This window comes from Aminobacter sp. P4_D5 (assembly GCF_056401815.1).
Genome location: NZ_JBFUIP010000147.1, coordinates 1 through 14,319 on the forward strand (window position 1 = coordinate 1; position 14,319 = coordinate 14,319).

A 14,319-nucleotide genomic window follows, 5' to 3' on the forward strand; every position below is an offset into this window, starting at 1 on the left:
GGTCCAACATGTCGACCGCCCGGCTGCGCGAGCGCATGCCGAGCTGCAAGCCACTCGGCATCGCTACCTTGCCGGGTCATGCGCTCCGTTTTCATAAGCGCAGCACGGATAAGTCCGGGAAGTGCAACGCATTTTCCAGTGAAGGCGATAGGAGTGTGATCGGAGTCCTATTCAGCTTCGATCCTGCCGAGCGTACCAAACTGGACAAGGCCGAAGGCGTTGGCAGCGGCTACGAGCACGCGACGGTCACGGTCATTAATGAAAAAGGTCGCAGGCAAAAGGTCCTTACCTACTTCGCCACTCTTGACTATATTGACGACAGCCTCAAACCCTATGGTTGGTATAAGGATTTTGTGCTTGCAGGTGGCAGGGAACACGGTCTGCCGTCGGAGTATATTACTGAGTACATTCAGTCGGTTGAGGCGATCGAAGATCCGAACAAGAGCAGGGACTACAAGCAGCGGACCACGCTCGGAAGCCCCGGCCGTGAGACTGCGGTGTCGGAGTAGTCTGCGGACACGGTTTGCGTTTCTGGGGCGAGGAGCGGGGCCCATTGCTGACCGTCAGGTTTCAAGTCGCTTAGCGGATAGCTGCCATTCGGCAATCGACCTCATCTACGACGTTCGGGGCTCAGCGCACAGCTCCCGAAAGCTGCCGCTGATCCTGCATCATCATCGGAGTCTAAACGGCCCCAGTCCTTCCATCGCGGTTTCTTTGGTTGGTTCGATTGTTGCGCCGCCTTGGCCGTGCCAACGCGCAGCACATCCATCACGAAGTCCGGACCGCCCGCGAGCCCTCTATCGGCTCTGGTCAGTTGAGCCTCCGTGGAGTCCGCGCGCAGAGTAAGGCATCTTATGGCGGACGGAGATGCCATAAGATGCCTGGACTGACTCAGTTTTTTAGAGGCGATAGAGACTGCTAGCGCCGCCAACCGGCAACCTGGCAGTGCAGTCGGCCATCGGCAAACCCTGCGACCATCCTGCTGCCATGGCCTGCGCATCACGCAATGGATCGGATGCCTTGGCGCGCTCATTGCGAATACGGCACGTTTCCGGGTCTTGGGCGAAGAGGCCGCGCGCGAACATGCGGCCCTGCTCAGCCAGCTTTGTAGTTTTGGGTCCGCGAACCTCCGCGAAAAGCAGTAGGGCTTCTTCAATGCCACGGTCTGTCACGTCCAGGCACCGCGCTAGATGCCATGCGTCTTCCAGAGCCTGGCAGGCGCCTTGACCCGACGTTGGCAACGGCGCATGCGCTGCGTCCCCGACGAGTAGTACATTAGCCCGAACCCAAGTGTGAATCGGCTCCAAATCGTGCACGGCAATCAGCTGAATGGTGTGCGCCGGCGTGGCCTTGATGATGCTGGCAACAGGTTCGGGCCAGCTTCCAAACAAATCCAGAAGTTCTTTGTGCATATCCGCTGCGGGTGTCGCCTCAGATAGTGGTCGCGCTTGAGCCGCTGCCCAGTACACCAAATCTTTCCGCACGGCGACGCAGCCGAAACGGTCGCCAGAACCCCAATAGTCCTGAATCTCGATATTGTTCACCAACGGACCGTTACCTTGTGCAACACCGATCCAATTCACAAAACCCTGATAAATGGGTGTGTTGTCACCTGCGACGAACCTGCGGGCCACCGAGTCCATGCGGCCATCGGCGCCAATCAGGAGATCCGGACGGATACTCTGGCCGTTCTCGAACCACGCCACGGCCCTACCGCTAGCATCCAGGTCGATCGCTACCGCTCGATACCCAAATTCCACCTGGATACCAGCCCGTGCTGAGTGTTCCAGCAGTACGGCCTGCAGGTCTCGCCGCAAGATTGTATGGGTGGGATATCCCATGATTTGGTCCAGTAGCTTGATGTCTAGGCCACCCAAAGAATCGCCAGCTGCGTCTTTGCGGAACACTGACACGGGCCGGCCGCCCGCTGCCGCGATGTCCTCCAACAGCCCCAATTCTTGCAGCACAAAGCCAGCGTTGGGCCAGAGCGTCACGCCGGCTCCCATGGTCGCCGGCCCGGCCCGACGTTCATATACGCGGGGGGTGTGCCCTTGCTTATGCAAGGCAAGCGCCACGCTCAAACCTGCAATCCCACCGCCAAGTATTCCGATTTCCATGCCGAAGCACTCCTGTTCGACTGGCCCAGACACGCCGTCTCTGGCCTTCAAGGAGCTCCACCCTAAACTCTGCCGCTTTTGAGAATTAGCATGCAAAAATGAGTGATGTTTGTATCTCAAGTGGGATAAAAGATGCGTAGCGCCCTCGATCTGAATGCCGTTCGTGTCTACGCAGCCGTCGTTGATGAGCAAAGCTTTTCCGGCGCTGCGCGCTTGCTTGGCCTGCCATCGTCTAACGTCAGCCGGCACATCGCCACACTGGAACGGAAGTTGGGCGTCCGGTTGCTGGAGCGTAGCACTCGCCACCTTCGCATGACGGAAGCTGGCAGGCTGCTCTACGAACGCGCAAAACCACTGCTCGATTCCTTACTTGCCACGGAGGAAGAGCTCAGCGTGGTGCAGCGCGAACTGCGGGGCCCTCTAAGGATGTGCATGCCAAACGAAGCGCCCAGGCTGCTAGCCCCTATCCTGGCCGAATTCTGCAGCCTTCATCCCGGTGTTGAACTGGAATGCGACACGCGCCTGACCGGCTTGGAGGTGCTCCGGGAAGACGTGGACCTCTCCATCGTCTTCCATCGTGGGCGCCAGGAGGACAGTGCTTTTATCACCCGCGAACTCGCTACGTTGCCGAGCATTGTGGTCGCGGCGCCTGCTCTGCTGGCCAAAACCGGGATACCGCGCCAAGTGCGGGAACTTAGATCCTTGCCTTGCATCACCACCGTGAGCGCATTGAAGGGCCATCCCTGGCAGTTTCTCGACACTGCGGGCGAAATCGTGAAGGTGCCTGTGCGTAGCAACTATCGTGTCAATAGCGGGGAACTGGCCATGGCTGGCGCGCGGCAGGGCATCGGCTTCGCAATACTCGCCGCCTCCCCATGTCAGGAAGATCTTGCCTCAGGCCGGTTGCAAGAAGTGCCGTTGGATCTTTGTCCTGCGCCACTGCAATTGCTTGGTGCGTACAGTCACCGGCATTCCGTGACTGCGCGGGTTCGTGCGTTGCTGGAATTCATACAGGTGCGGTTGAAAGAAGGGGGGAGCGGTTCAATTTGAACGTCGGCCCCCCCGTTCACATCAACGACAGCCGCCACGGCGCCCGACCCGCAATTGGAAAAGCTGCTCGGATCGATAAGGACTTCGGCGGGGTGGATCATCGGGCTTCTAGTGGTCTTGATCCTGGTGCTGATGACAAAGCAATGAGCCACGAAAACGACGACCCGACGACGAACTTCCTGCGCCAGCTGAGCTACTTCGAGAGCCAGGAGGCCATCTACAAGGAGGAGCTCGCGGACGCGCTCCTGGCCTTCAATAGGATCAAGATTTTCGTCAGCGACATGATCTTCTGCACCCTGTCGCAAGCGAAACGAGACGACCTACAGGGCAAGGCCATCAACAAGCAGTTCATGGCTCGCGTCGAAGCGCTGGAGTTGCTGCTCGTCAGCGTTCCGACTGCCCCGAGGGTCCCGCACGCCCGCCTCAAGAAGCTCGCAGACGAGCGCAATGCGTTTGCCCACGGTCACTTCTCCGCCGACGCCAATACCGGATAGATGGTCGTCCTCGGCAAGGGCAAGGCTACGCTGTGGAAGACGGAGAAAGTCCTGCCGTTTTTGGAAGAGTACTCGGCCGTGCGTCGGGAGCTGAGCGGGATCTAGGCTCACATCTTGTTCGCTGGCGAGCCGGTGGCTCTGCCGCTGGGAGCGTCAGCAACGCCGCTCTGGAGGCCTCAAATGTCTACAATCGGTCCCCGATTCGCCAACGGACCAATGTCTGCTTCTCAGACCCACGCCGACAAAGCCGCCAGACCGCTACCCACCCCTACTGCGACATTCCCTTGTCGCAAATATCCTGACTTTTGCCGCCACGTCAATGGCGAGGATTGGTGGCGATCCGACGTTCGCAGTAGTTGTCTATAGACAGACCCACACCGCCTCTCTTCACCCTAGCTGTTCGGATTTGAAAGCAAGAAACGGGTGGCCGCGCTCTCTTCATGGCACTATTCATGCACCTCGTCATTACCGTGGAAGCGAGGAAAATACGATGATCAACCGAGAAGAAGCACTTTCGTCGATGCAAATTCTTGAAAGAATGTTCCAGGCGGAAATGTCCTTTATGGCATCGGAGGCAAAGGACATCAGGATATTGGCGGACGCGTTCCATCCAGATGTCGTCGTGCACGAGCCGACATCACTCCCATACTCAGGCGACTGGAAAGGCTTGGACGGCATCGCCGGACTGATGCAACAAATGAACGGAGTATTCAGCAATATGGCTGTGGAAGATCTGAAGTGTTCCGGCTCTCCATCCAAGCTGTACGTCTCATGCACATTGAAAATGACATCCCGAGCAACTGGAGTTTCAATAGCACAGCCATTTGCAGAAATATTGAGGTTTGAGGACGGGCTGTTGATTGAGGGAACACCGTTCTATTTCGATACAACGGAAATTCAGTCTGCTCTGAAACACTCTGTCTCAACAAGCGACAGTGCGAACGCATATACCGTCCGGAGAAATGAATGTGTTGGCGGCCTTGCATAATCCAAGAGCTAGGTCGCGAATCCATAAACGCGAACGACTGAGACTGCCATCCGGTGGTGGTCTCGCTGAAACGGACCAAGCCGGTCAGTCATTGGCTGAAGGTGCTGGATGAAATGAAGGGAAGGCAGCACTCGGAGATGGTTTCCACGCTCAAGTCAGAGCACAAGATGGGTCATGGACACGCCAATGCTCTGGTTGCTCATCATCGGGCCCAGGATTCAGCCTAACGACACCTGAGCGGATAGCGGCGGCGGCGATGCCAGAGGTAGAATTAGGCAGCATGTGCCTCAAGCTTGCTGGCAAGCGCGTGACCTACGTCGGACAATCGGCACATTGCCCCACACAAGCAGGCCATTGGGTTGGCTTTTTTGATTTGTTATGCGCTACCTGCGATTTTTGAGAAAGAGGATTGATAACGTGAGTCTGACTAGAAACGCCGCAACCGCCTGTGCTCTTGGTGCTTTCCTGGCAACCGCTGGGTTGGCAAATACCACATTCGCCCAAGCCCAGACGGAAGTCACCTCCTCCGCTCCCTTGGCTACTGGCCTGACCGATGGCGGAGCCGCCGAGGCCCAAGTGGTTGAGGCAGTCCGCGCGGGCGACATCCTAACGATCAAGCTGCGCTTCAAGCCGCTCGCCGCGGACAAGCTGGAACGAATCTATGATTCGATCAGCGAGAGCGCCTATGAAAACAGTTTCTACGTTCTCGCCGGCAACAAAAAATATCTGTTGCTCACAGATAGCAATGATAAGCCTCTGACGAATCCCTCCCTGGTCATCAAGACCAAAAAGGATTCTCCGATCGCGGGCTCGTGGCACGGCAGATTTCCCGCCCCGCCAAAGGACGTAACGGAAGTGTCGCTAACAATTCCGGGTGTCGAGACGCTCGACGCGATTAAAATTGCCGACCGATAGCCATGGCCGGTGCAACTTACTCTGCCCTCGCGGCTGTCATGATCATGGCAGCGGCGGGAGGTTCCTTTGCGCAGGAGCCGCGTTTCAATCGTGACATCCGCGATCTCAAGGCCACGATTCTGGATCTGAAGGGTCTTCCCTCCGATCTGAACAGCACCGTATCGGATTTGTCGGCGAAAGCCGATGGGCTTGCCGCCCGGCACAGCGGTCTTTCCGTACGACAAGACGCGACGACCGTCAGGGTGTCCATGACGGGTGATGTCCTGTTCGATTTCGATAGGGCCGACATCCAGCCGGCAGCGGAACCGACGCTCACCGATATCGCACGTCTCATCGCATCCGTCCCTGCCGGCACGATCATTGTCGAGGGCCATACCGATTCCAAGGGTACAGATCGATATAATCGGTCTCTGTCCCTTCAGCGGGCAAATGCCGTCGCGAAATGGCTCGTGAAACACGGGGCAGACAAGACGCGACTGGCGGTCAAGGCCTTGGGCGCCAGTCGCCCGATTGCGCCCAACGCGCTTGAAAACGGCGCGGACAATCCGGATGGGCGCGCACTGAACCGGCGTGTCGAGTTCGTTTTGCCAAAGTAGCAGCGCATGGAACCTACGAACCATGGTTCGACCTTGCGGATATGTGCCAGCTCGTTCCCGTCGGGTTGGAAGGACCGCCGTTGGATCTGCGTTACATGGGGTGCACAATCGCGACAAGTGCCATGTCATGCCGGCGCTAAACCAGATGAAGAGCAAAAATCGAGGAACTGTTATGATTGAACTGTTTCAATCACAGAAATATCTACAAGCTGAAGCAGACAATGTAGTCCGCGAACTGCAGCTAGAGGAACTGCTCGGATCCATTGGGCATCCAATCAGAGTGGGTAGTACAGCAATGGGGCTTATGGTGCGGCGGGACATCGACATAACCGTTGTTTGTTCCAAGCTGGATGCCCATACGCTCGAGGCCTTCAGCGCCGTAGCTGCCCGACTCATTCAGAAGCCAACAATCGTGTCGGCGGTACGCTTTCGGAACGATTGTGGCGGCTGGAATGCTGAGCCCGAAAAATATCCAGATGGTTTGTATCTTGGATTAACGGTCCGAGCTCAGAACGGCGCAAACTGGACGCTTGATATCTGGCTAGTCGATCAGCCCGAAAGGCAACCTGACGTGGCGCATCTCAAGACCCTGTTGCCACGCATCACGGATGAACATCGCAGAGTGATCCTCCAGATAAAGCAGGTGTTGGCAGATAGGCCAAAAAGCATTGATAGCGTTCCCAGCGTTCTTGTGTACGAGGCGGTCGTGGATCACAGCATCCAAACCGTTGAGCAATTTGATGACTGGTGCCGTGACCACCCTGTGTGACGCGAAACCGTCTGAGATTTTCCCAATTGATGCCTGCATTTCTTTGGTCTCGCACGAGACGTGCGCACCCTGTGATCATCGACAGCGACAACTCATCGTGGCCTCAGTGTAGAATGTCGCCAGCCCGTCGCGTCCGACGGATATCGACATTTTCTGCGTCGCTTGACGGCTCTTCGGGCCGACAGGGCCTTTCAACTTCGGGCTTGGCCCTTTGGGCGGCAGCCAGAGTTAAGCCCGACATGCTGCCTTCCTACTCGCGCTGCAAGCGCCGAGGCGAACAGACAGTCAGGCCCGCATCCGAGTGTAGGCCTGTGTATATGCACATACATGCATGGAGACGCGTTTCAGATTTTGGCCGATGTGACCCGACGCCGCGTGATCGACGCGCTGGCTCGCGGAGAGCGGCAGGTCAACGACATCGTTGCCGAGATCGGCATTCACCAATCGGGTGTGTCACGTCACCTCCGCATCCTCAACGAAGCTGGATTCGTTGCCGTGCGAGCAGATGGGCAGCGGCGGCTCTACTCGTTGAAGCCCGACCGCTTCCGTGAGTTGGACGAGTGGCTCGCCAAGTATCGCAAGCTTTGGGAGGCGCGGCTTGATCGCTTTGGTGCCGCGCTCAAGACACGCCAGCAGAATCGTAGTGAAAAAGGAGTAGAAGATGACTGATCAGATCGAGGCGCATATCGTCGTCGAGCGGACCTTCAAGGCTAACGTTCAGGAGTTGTGGGCGCTCTGGACAACGAAGGATGGCTTCGAGTCCTGGTGGGGACCCGAGCAGTTCCGTGCCGATGTTCGCACGATCGAAGCGCGCGTTGGCGGCGCGCTGCACTATGACATGGTGGCCGATACGCCCGAGGCGGTAGCGGCCATGGAGGCCATGAACGCGCCCACTGTGCAGCCGTGCCGGGGCACGTTCAGCGAGTTCAAGCCGGTTGAGCGGCTGGTGCTCGCCCAGGTCATCGATTTCTTTCCCGATGTCGCGCCATACGACAGCACGATAGCCGTGGCCTTCTTTCCCCTTGGGGACGGGCGCGTGCGCATGATCGTCACGCTGAGCCAGATGCACGATGCCGCTACCACGGCCATGCAAAGAAAAGGCTTTGCCAGCCAACTCTCCAAATTGGAGCGCCGTTACGCGCGGGAGGATAGCTAAAGGCGGCAGGATCGGCGAAGAGCAAGTCGAGCCGCGAATGCCGGCCGACAAACTCCAGAGAGATTTCGAGACAATCAACGCGGCAGGGTCCGGAGTCGATCTGGACGGCCACGTCGCGCAACTCGCAGCTCTCTAACCGGTTTTAGGATTTCTGCGACAACTAGGCCGAAAGGCGCCAACACCGATCAATTAGGTCGGCGTTGTGCAACGATATAAGGAGGTGCCACACGATGAACCGGCCATCCCCAGTTTTTATCATCACTGGCGCAATGGCGTCAGGAAAGTCAACAGTTGCTATGGCATTGGCTAAACGGTTCGAGCGTTCAGCATATGTCGAGGGCGATGCTTTCCTACGGATGATGATCAACGGCACAGCAAACATGGGACCAGTCCTTGACGCGGAGGCGCTGGCGCAACTGAACCTCCGGCACCAACTTGCAACGGATGCCGTACGGCGCTTTGTCCAATCCGGTTTCACCGTCATTTACGAAGATATTCTCATCGGAAACCACCTATTGTTGGCCGTTGAACGGCTAGGCGATCTGGTGCCCCACGTCGTCGTTTTGACGCCCTCTGTCGAGGCTTTGGTCGAAAGGGATCGAGGGCGCAGCAAAACCGGCTACTCGGAGAAATTTCCTCCGCGTGTTCTCGCTGACGCTCTTGTCAATGAAACGCCCCGGATTGGCACCTGGATCGATACAACCGATATGAGTGTAGAAGATGTCGTCGCCACCATCCTGGAGGCATATCCGGCTCCCCTAGCAATTCCGTATGACCGCAAAGGGCCGTAAGCGGAAGAACGAAGTAGAGTAAAACACGGGAATTTTGCGACAGCCAGATCAAAACAGCTCCGCTGACGCGGTAGCGGAACGGAGTATGTGTAATGCCTAAAACCGAGCATATCGACCTGGCTCCCGATCAGGTCCAGAGTTTCATTGACGACGGTTTTGTCAAAATCGAAAATGCCTTCAGTGCCGATCTTGCGAAGCAAGGCAGGGACGAGTTGTGGGCCGATATAGGGCTATCCCCAGACGAACCCGAGAAATGGGTTCAACCCGTTATTCGGGTGGGGTCTAAGTCCTCGCTCCCCTTCGTAGAAGCCGCGAACACGCCGCAACTGCACAAAGCCTACGATCAGCTCGTTGGGGAGGGGCGCTGGGTTGCTCCCAAGGGCCTCGGAACCTTTCCGATCCGCTTCCCCTCACCAGAATCCCCCGGTGACGATGGTTGGCATGTGGATGTGAGTTTTGGAACCGACGATCCGGATTTCATGGAGTGGCGGGCCAACGTGAAGACTAGCGGACGCGCATTGCTGATGCTGTTCTTGTTTTCGGATGTTGGCCCCGACGATGCGCCGACAAAGATACGGAAAGGCTCACATGCCATCATTGCGCGGGAGCTGCTGCCCTATGGCACAGCCGGCGCAACTCTCCGACAGCTCTCTGCCAATGGTTACGCTTCGACAGAAGATTGCGAGGTGGGACTGGCAGAGGGTGCAGCAGGCACGGCCTATCTGTGCCACCCGTTCTTGGTCCATGCTGCACAACCTCACTGGGGGCAGCGGCCACGCTTCATGGCGCAACCGCCGCTCCTGCCAAAAGGTGAGTTCGATCCGACCCTGCCTCCCTCTCCGGTTCAGGTCGCTATCCGTCGGGCATTTGGGCTGACGTTCTAATCGCATAAACCTGGGGCCGCTACGCGCGGCCCCAGAGTCTCAAGGCGTTTGTCGCGCAACTCCTAAAATCGGCTACAGCGCGGCGAGCTGCGCAAGATGGCCGTTCAGATCGACGCCGGGGCCTGTCGCGTTGATCGTGTCGAAATAGTCATGCCACCCGGAAGCGGCGATGCCTGACACAAGGGCGGCTATCGCCGCCGCGTCGGGAGCGCGCCAGATCGCGAAGAATTTCTGCGATGGAGCATGGAGGGTCGCGGCGTCCGTCTCGCCCAAGGCGATCGCTTCCACCCCAAGGGCCGACAGCGCCGTCATGCCGGAGCCGATGGCCTCGAAAAACTGGCGGCGGCCGTTCTGGTCGAGCGCCAGCCATGCGGGTTTCGGGGAATAGAGTTCGGCCAGATAGTGCGCCATGTGAGCGGTCCTTTCGTATGTCAGCCCTTACGGTCGATGGAGCGCAGGGCGTGCTTGCAGATTCGGGCAGTTGCGGGCGTGGCGCTCTCGGCCGACCATCGGGCGCACAGCGACCGCACCCAATCGGGCCGGTCCTTGCCGGCGTCGTTCAGCCAGTTGCCAACGGAATCCTGCACATAGGGCGCGGGATCGGACCCGAGTGGTTCAAGGATCGGCAATGCCTTTTCCGGCTGTTGCCGCAGCGGGCCGAGATGGGTGCACCATACGCCGCGCGGCCGGGTTGCTTCGCTGGCGAAGCGCCGCAGCCGCTCGGACGGTTCGGCAGTCCAGCCGGCCAGCAGCGTAATGGCGTTGTCGAGATCGGCCGCGATATGCGGGCGAACGGCCATCCACGACCACTCCCGCACCCCGAAATGATGATCGTCGGCAAACGGCCGGATCGCGGCGAGCCGGGCGGAAAGCGTCATGTCGTCGGCCGCGCCGATCGTGAAACAGGCCCAACCGCGGGCCGTATCGGATACATGGTCGCGCAGCTCGCCCAAGGTGGCGGGGCCGCGCCGCTCATGGATCAGGCGCGCGGCCAATGCCATGCGCCGCGAAATCCCTTCCCCGGATGCTTGCCGCATCGCCGTGGCGGCATCCTCCCCGAGTTCGGGTAAGACGGCGCGCATAAGGGCGGCGAAGTCCACAGCCAGGCACTCGGTCAGCGTGGCGGCCTCGACAGCGCCAGCATTGAGCAGGGCGAGGCGGGCCGGTTCAATATCCGTGACACGTTTTCCCGACCGGCCAGCACTCACCGGGGATTGCCAGCAGCAACGGCCGCGCTGTCCTTTGCCGGAATCGCCACGTTGCGCCAGACCCGCCGCAGCATGCCGCTAAGGGCCTCGCGCTCGTGCTGTTCGAATCCCGCGAACAGGGAGCTAATCCATTGGCTATGTTCATTCAACAGATCGAGCGCCACGGCCTGCCCTTTAGCCGTCAGCCGCACCGATACCTTGCGCCGATCTTCCCTGTCACCATGACGGGCAAGGAAGCCGTCCCGCTCCAATCCATCGAGAAGGCCGGTAATCGTGGCGCGCGTGACGCCGGCCCGTTCGGCCAGCTCGTGCGGCGCAAGCCCTTTCGGCAGATCGCGCAGCAGGAGCAACAGAACGAATTTCCCTTCCGAGAGATGATGCGGTGCGAGGCGCACAGCGCAAGCCCGGTCGATGCCCGAGGCCAGCGCCAAGACCTCGAAACAGAGCCGCATATTGTCCGTGTCCCGCTGTCCACGGCGTTGCGCCTCATCGAGCAAGGCAAGGTGTTTTCGTTCGAGCAGCGTCATGCGGCAGCATATAGTATGTCACCTAATCACAAGTCAATGTCGCCGTCCGCAGTGGCCCGGATTCCGGGCCGGGAAGTGTCGCGAAAGTCTGTCGCACAAGTTTGACTTGTGCACACGACTTTTGCGACAGTAATTCCCCTGAAAAATCAACACAGGCGATTTTGTCGCGAAACTTAGCATTTCAGTTGGGTGGGGTCGAAATCATATCGCGCCACAAGCGGCGGCACGGGAGGGATTCGGACCGCTGCGACATACCGAACGGCAGCGCCCCCACCCAATCCTGACAAGCCGAATTGCGGTGACGCCCGCATAACTGAGGGTGCCGTCAGCGTATGTATGCGAATGCGGCACGCTACGTCCCACCGATCTCCCCCCATGGTCCGCCAAGTGACGACACGGCAAACCATGGAGGATTTTATGCGCGCACGCCGCACTCGTGAGGAGAGGTCGCTCCCGCACAGTCTTCCCGACGATCTTTTCGACTACGCCGACGATCCCGCGCCCTGTAGAGGCCAGTCGCACCGCAGTACCTTGCCGGATAGCGCCAACAACTCCGCCCTCACCGTTATCGACGACTGGCCCGATTTTGTGCCGGTCACGGAGACGGAGATCGACATATTTGAGCGATATTTCGGCGACGCTCTCGACCGGTTGTTCTGCCCCATCGACGCCAAGCACGAAAATGACGGCTTGCGTTCGTTAACAACAGATGTTAACGATAGGCCATGAGCGAGGATCGTGACCCGAGCCTCGACACACTTCTGGACCTCGACGGCCAGGTGCTCGTTGTCGATCCCGAGGGCGGTCATTGGGTGAAGTTCGTCGTCACCCGTGTTCCGGTTTCTCCGGAAAAGCCCCACGGCCTCGATTACTCGCTCACGCTTCACGGGCCTTCGGGCGAACGGCTGGTCGGGTTTGATAATGCCCATCCAGTAGTCCGAGGCAGACGCGGCGAGCCGATGGACCATCGCCACCGCCTCCAGACCGTGAAGCACTATGCCTACGAGGACGCGGCCACGTTGCTGGCCGATTTCTGGCAGGCGGTGGATGCGGTGTTGAAGGAGCGAGGCGTACTATGACCACCTTGAAAGTCGGGATCGCCGACTACGATGAGATGAAGGCCCGCACCATGCGGATTGCGCGCGGCGAGGAAAAGCCGCCGACGGACGATCCGAAGGTCTGGTTCACCTCAACCGAATCCTTTGCTCAAGTGCTCTCAAGCGGCAATCGCGACCTGCTGCGCACGATCGTGGAGAAGACCCCGGCCTCCTTGGAGGAACTGTCGCAGATGACCGGGAGAGCCAAATCCAGTCTGTCCCGGACCCTCAAGACAATGGCTCAATACGGCCTCGTCCGCATGGAAAAGGGTCAGGGCCTAAAACTCGTCCCAAAGGTCGAGCATGACTGTGTGGAACTGGTCTTGCCGCTCACAACCGCCAAAGGCGCCCAGAAGGCCGTGGGAGGCGCACGATGAATATTCACAGTCCTGATGTCGCGCAGCGCGCAGCCCTCTATCTTCGCGTTTCCACGACGCGGCAGGCCGAACATGATGTGTCGATCCCTGACCAACGCCGGCAGGGTGAAACATGGTGTGCCTCGCGTGGCTTTCAGCTTGTCGAAACGTTCGTGGAGGCCGGCGCGTCTGCCACCAACGATCGCCGGCCTGAATTCCAACGCATGATCGAGGCGGGAACGACCAAGCCCGCACCATTCGATATCCTCGTGGTCCATTCCTTCAGCCGGTTCTTCCGCGACCACTTCGAGCTTGAGTTCTACGTCCGCAAGCTGGCGAAAAATGGCGTCAAGCTCGTCTCCATCACCCAGGAGATGGGCGACGATCCCATGCACGTCATGATGCGGCAGATCATGGCGCTGTTCGACGAATACCAGTCCAAGGAAAACGCCAAGCACGTCCTGCGCGCCATGAACGAGAATGCCAGGCAAGGCTTCTGGAATGGCGCGCTGGCTCCGATCGGCTATCGCATTGTCGCGGCCGAGCAGCGGGGATCGAAGACCAGAAAAAGCTGGAGATCGACCCGCTGCACGCCGACACGGTGCGGCTGATCTATCGGCTGTTCCTCGAAGGCGACGGCAACACCGGCCCGCTCGGCGTCAAGGCGATCACCTGCAATCTCAACGAACGCCGCTTCTTCACCCGCGACGGTGGACGCTGGGGCCTCGCGCAAATCCACGCGATCCTGACCCGCACGACTTATATCGGAGAGCACAGGTTCAATACGCGCTCGCACAAAAACCGGGAAAGGAAGCCGGAGAGCGAAGTTTCAATCATGGCCGTTCCGCCCCTGATTGACCGCGAAATCTTCGATGCGGTGCAGGCCCGTCTGAAATCACGCAATCCCATGGTGACGCCCGCGCGTATCACCAGCGGCCCAACGCTCCTGACCGGCATCTGCTTCTGCGCCAAGTGCGGCGGCGCGATGACACTCCGCACCGGCAGGGGCAGCGCGGGCGGAACCTATCGCTACTACACCTGCTCGACGAAGGCGCGGCAGGGCAAGACCGGCTGTGCCGGCCGCACGATCCCGATGGACAAGTTGGACGATCTGGTCGCGAACCATCTCCAAGATAGGCTCCTTCAGCCCAAGCGACTGGAAACGGTCCTCACCAGTCTCCTCGACCGTCGCGAGGAGCGGACCGAGCGCCGTCGCGAACATCTCGCCGAACTCAACCGGCGAATCACGGAGACGGACCAGCGGCTCAATCGACTTTACGACGCCATCGAAGCGGGTCTCGCTGATCTGAACGATTCGGTACTTAAAGAGCGTATGGCTGGCCTCAAGGCGATTCCGGATCAGGCCACGAC

21 protein-coding genes are annotated in these 14,319 nt (G+C 59.1%); 17 read left to right on the plus strand and 4 right to left on the minus strand.

Annotated features, from left to right (window positions below; genetic code table 11):
• The coding region (locus tag AC1DWF_RS24105) for a gamma-glutamylcyclotransferase family protein (protein ID WP_476842136.1) at window positions 1–509 on the plus strand (509 nt) is incomplete at its 5' end.
• Between the two features lie 390 nt (window positions 510–899).
• On the opposite strand, the gene AC1DWF_RS24110 is transcribed toward AC1DWF_RS24105, so the two are convergent.
• Window positions 900–2,117, minus strand: a complete 1,218-nt coding sequence (locus AC1DWF_RS24110; RefSeq protein WP_476788584.1) for an FAD-dependent monooxygenase — start codon at window positions 2,115–2,117, stop codon at window positions 900–902.
• A 132-nt stretch (window positions 2,118–2,249) separates the two neighbouring features.
• Here AC1DWF_RS24110 and AC1DWF_RS24115 point away from each other — a divergent pair, with 132 nt between their 5' ends.
• From AC1DWF_RS24115 to AC1DWF_RS24165, 11 genes are all read left to right on the plus strand, one after another.
• A complete protein-coding gene (locus AC1DWF_RS24115; protein ID WP_476788583.1) occupies window positions 2,250–3,167 on the plus strand; it encodes a LysR family transcriptional regulator in 918 nt (305 codons plus the stop codon).
• Window positions 3,164–3,661, plus strand: a complete 498-nt coding sequence (locus AC1DWF_RS24120) for a hypothetical protein (RefSeq protein WP_476788582.1) — start codon at window positions 3,164–3,166, stop codon at window positions 3,659–3,661. The genes AC1DWF_RS24115 and AC1DWF_RS24120 overlap by 4 nt, the downstream gene beginning before the upstream one ends.
• A 490-nt stretch (window positions 3,662–4,151) precedes the next feature.
• The gene (locus tag AC1DWF_RS24125; RefSeq protein ID WP_476786740.1) at window positions 4,152–4,649 is read left to right on the plus strand and encodes a nuclear transport factor 2 family protein; all 498 of its coding nucleotides are present in this window, start codon (window positions 4,152–4,154) and stop codon (window positions 4,647–4,649) included.
• A 53-nt stretch (window positions 4,650–4,702) separates the two neighbouring features.
• Window positions 4,703–4,876 (plus strand): DUF4287 domain-containing protein, encoded by a 174-nt coding sequence (locus AC1DWF_RS24130; protein ID WP_476788581.1) that lies wholly within the window; start codon window positions 4,703–4,705, stop codon window positions 4,874–4,876.
• Window positions 4,877–5,129: 253 nt separating this feature from the next.
• Window positions 5,130–5,564, plus strand: coding sequence for a hypothetical protein (locus AC1DWF_RS24135; protein ID WP_476788580.1), 435 nt, complete (start codon window positions 5,130–5,132; stop codon window positions 5,562–5,564).
• A gap of 38 nt (window positions 5,565–5,602) precedes the next feature.
• On the plus strand, window positions 5,603–6,160 hold the full coding sequence (locus AC1DWF_RS24140) for an OmpA family protein (RefSeq protein WP_476784480.1): 558 nt from the start codon (window positions 5,603–5,605) through the stop codon (window positions 6,158–6,160).
• Between the two features lie 172 nt (window positions 6,161–6,332).
• Window positions 6,333–6,929: a hypothetical protein gene (locus AC1DWF_RS24145; protein ID WP_476784479.1), complete on the plus strand. Its 597-nt coding sequence runs from the start codon at window positions 6,333–6,335 to the stop codon at window positions 6,927–6,929.
• 327 nt (window positions 6,930–7,256) lie between these two features.
• Window positions 7,257–7,598: an ArsR/SmtB family transcription factor gene (locus AC1DWF_RS24150; RefSeq protein ID WP_476784478.1), complete on the plus strand. Its 342-nt coding sequence runs from the start codon at window positions 7,257–7,259 to the stop codon at window positions 7,596–7,598.
• Entirely contained in the window at window positions 7,591–8,085 is a 495-nt protein-coding gene (locus tag AC1DWF_RS24155; RefSeq protein ID WP_476784477.1) for an SRPBCC family protein, read from the plus strand. The genes AC1DWF_RS24150 and AC1DWF_RS24155 overlap by 8 nt, the downstream gene beginning before the upstream one ends.
• Window positions 8,086–8,315: 230 nt before the next feature.
• A complete protein-coding gene (locus AC1DWF_RS24160; RefSeq protein ID WP_476784476.1) occupies window positions 8,316–8,876 on the plus strand; it encodes an AAA family ATPase in 561 nt (186 codons plus the stop codon).
• Between the two features lie 92 nt (window positions 8,877–8,968).
• Entirely contained in the window at window positions 8,969–9,760 is a 792-nt protein-coding gene (locus tag AC1DWF_RS24165) for a phytanoyl-CoA dioxygenase family protein (protein ID WP_476784475.1), read from the plus strand.
• Between the two features lie 72 nt (window positions 9,761–9,832).
• Here the strand turns inward: AC1DWF_RS24165 and AC1DWF_RS24170 are convergent, their stop codons facing one another.
• Genes AC1DWF_RS24170 through AC1DWF_RS24180 form a run of 3 tightly spaced genes read right to left on the minus strand, consistent with a single transcriptional unit; the run spans window position 9,833 to window position 11,495 of the window.
• Entirely contained in the window at window positions 9,833–10,171 is a 339-nt protein-coding gene (locus tag AC1DWF_RS24170; protein WP_476784474.1) for a DUF6616 family protein, read from the minus strand.
• Between the two features lie 20 nt (window positions 10,172–10,191).
• The gene (locus AC1DWF_RS24175; RefSeq protein WP_476784473.1) at window positions 10,192–10,968 is read right to left on the minus strand and encodes a DNA alkylation repair protein; all 777 of its coding nucleotides are present in this window, start codon (window positions 10,966–10,968) and stop codon (window positions 10,192–10,194) included.
• Window positions 10,965–11,495, minus strand: coding sequence for a MarR family winged helix-turn-helix transcriptional regulator (locus tag AC1DWF_RS24180; RefSeq protein WP_476784472.1), 531 nt, complete (start codon window positions 11,493–11,495; stop codon window positions 10,965–10,967). The genes AC1DWF_RS24175 and AC1DWF_RS24180 overlap by 4 nt, the downstream gene beginning before the upstream one ends.
• Before the next feature lie 417 nt (window positions 11,496–11,912).
• Here AC1DWF_RS24180 and AC1DWF_RS24185 point away from each other — a divergent pair, with 417 nt between their 5' ends.
• From AC1DWF_RS24185 to AC1DWF_RS24205, 5 genes are all read left to right on the plus strand, one after another.
• Window positions 11,913–12,224, plus strand: a complete 312-nt coding sequence (locus tag AC1DWF_RS24185) for a hypothetical protein (protein WP_476784471.1) — start codon at window positions 11,913–11,915, stop codon at window positions 12,222–12,224.
• Entirely contained in the window at window positions 12,221–12,574 is a 354-nt protein-coding gene (locus AC1DWF_RS24190; protein WP_476784470.1) for a toxin-antitoxin system TumE family protein, read from the plus strand. The genes AC1DWF_RS24185 and AC1DWF_RS24190 overlap by 4 nt, the downstream gene beginning before the upstream one ends.
• On the plus strand, window positions 12,571–12,969 hold the full coding sequence (locus AC1DWF_RS24195) for an HVO_A0114 family putative DNA-binding protein (RefSeq protein WP_476784469.1): 399 nt from the start codon (window positions 12,571–12,573) through the stop codon (window positions 12,967–12,969). The genes AC1DWF_RS24190 and AC1DWF_RS24195 overlap by 4 nt, the downstream gene beginning before the upstream one ends.
• The gene (locus tag AC1DWF_RS24200) at window positions 12,966–13,559 is read left to right on the plus strand and encodes a recombinase family protein (RefSeq protein WP_476842137.1); all 594 of its coding nucleotides are present in this window, start codon (window positions 12,966–12,968) and stop codon (window positions 13,557–13,559) included. The genes AC1DWF_RS24195 and AC1DWF_RS24200 overlap by 4 nt, the downstream gene beginning before the upstream one ends.
• Window positions 13,550–14,319, plus strand: a 770-nt coding sequence (locus tag AC1DWF_RS24205; protein ID WP_476842138.1) for a recombinase family protein, incomplete at its 3' end; no start/stop codon positions are given. The genes AC1DWF_RS24200 and AC1DWF_RS24205, both read left to right, overlap by 10 nt.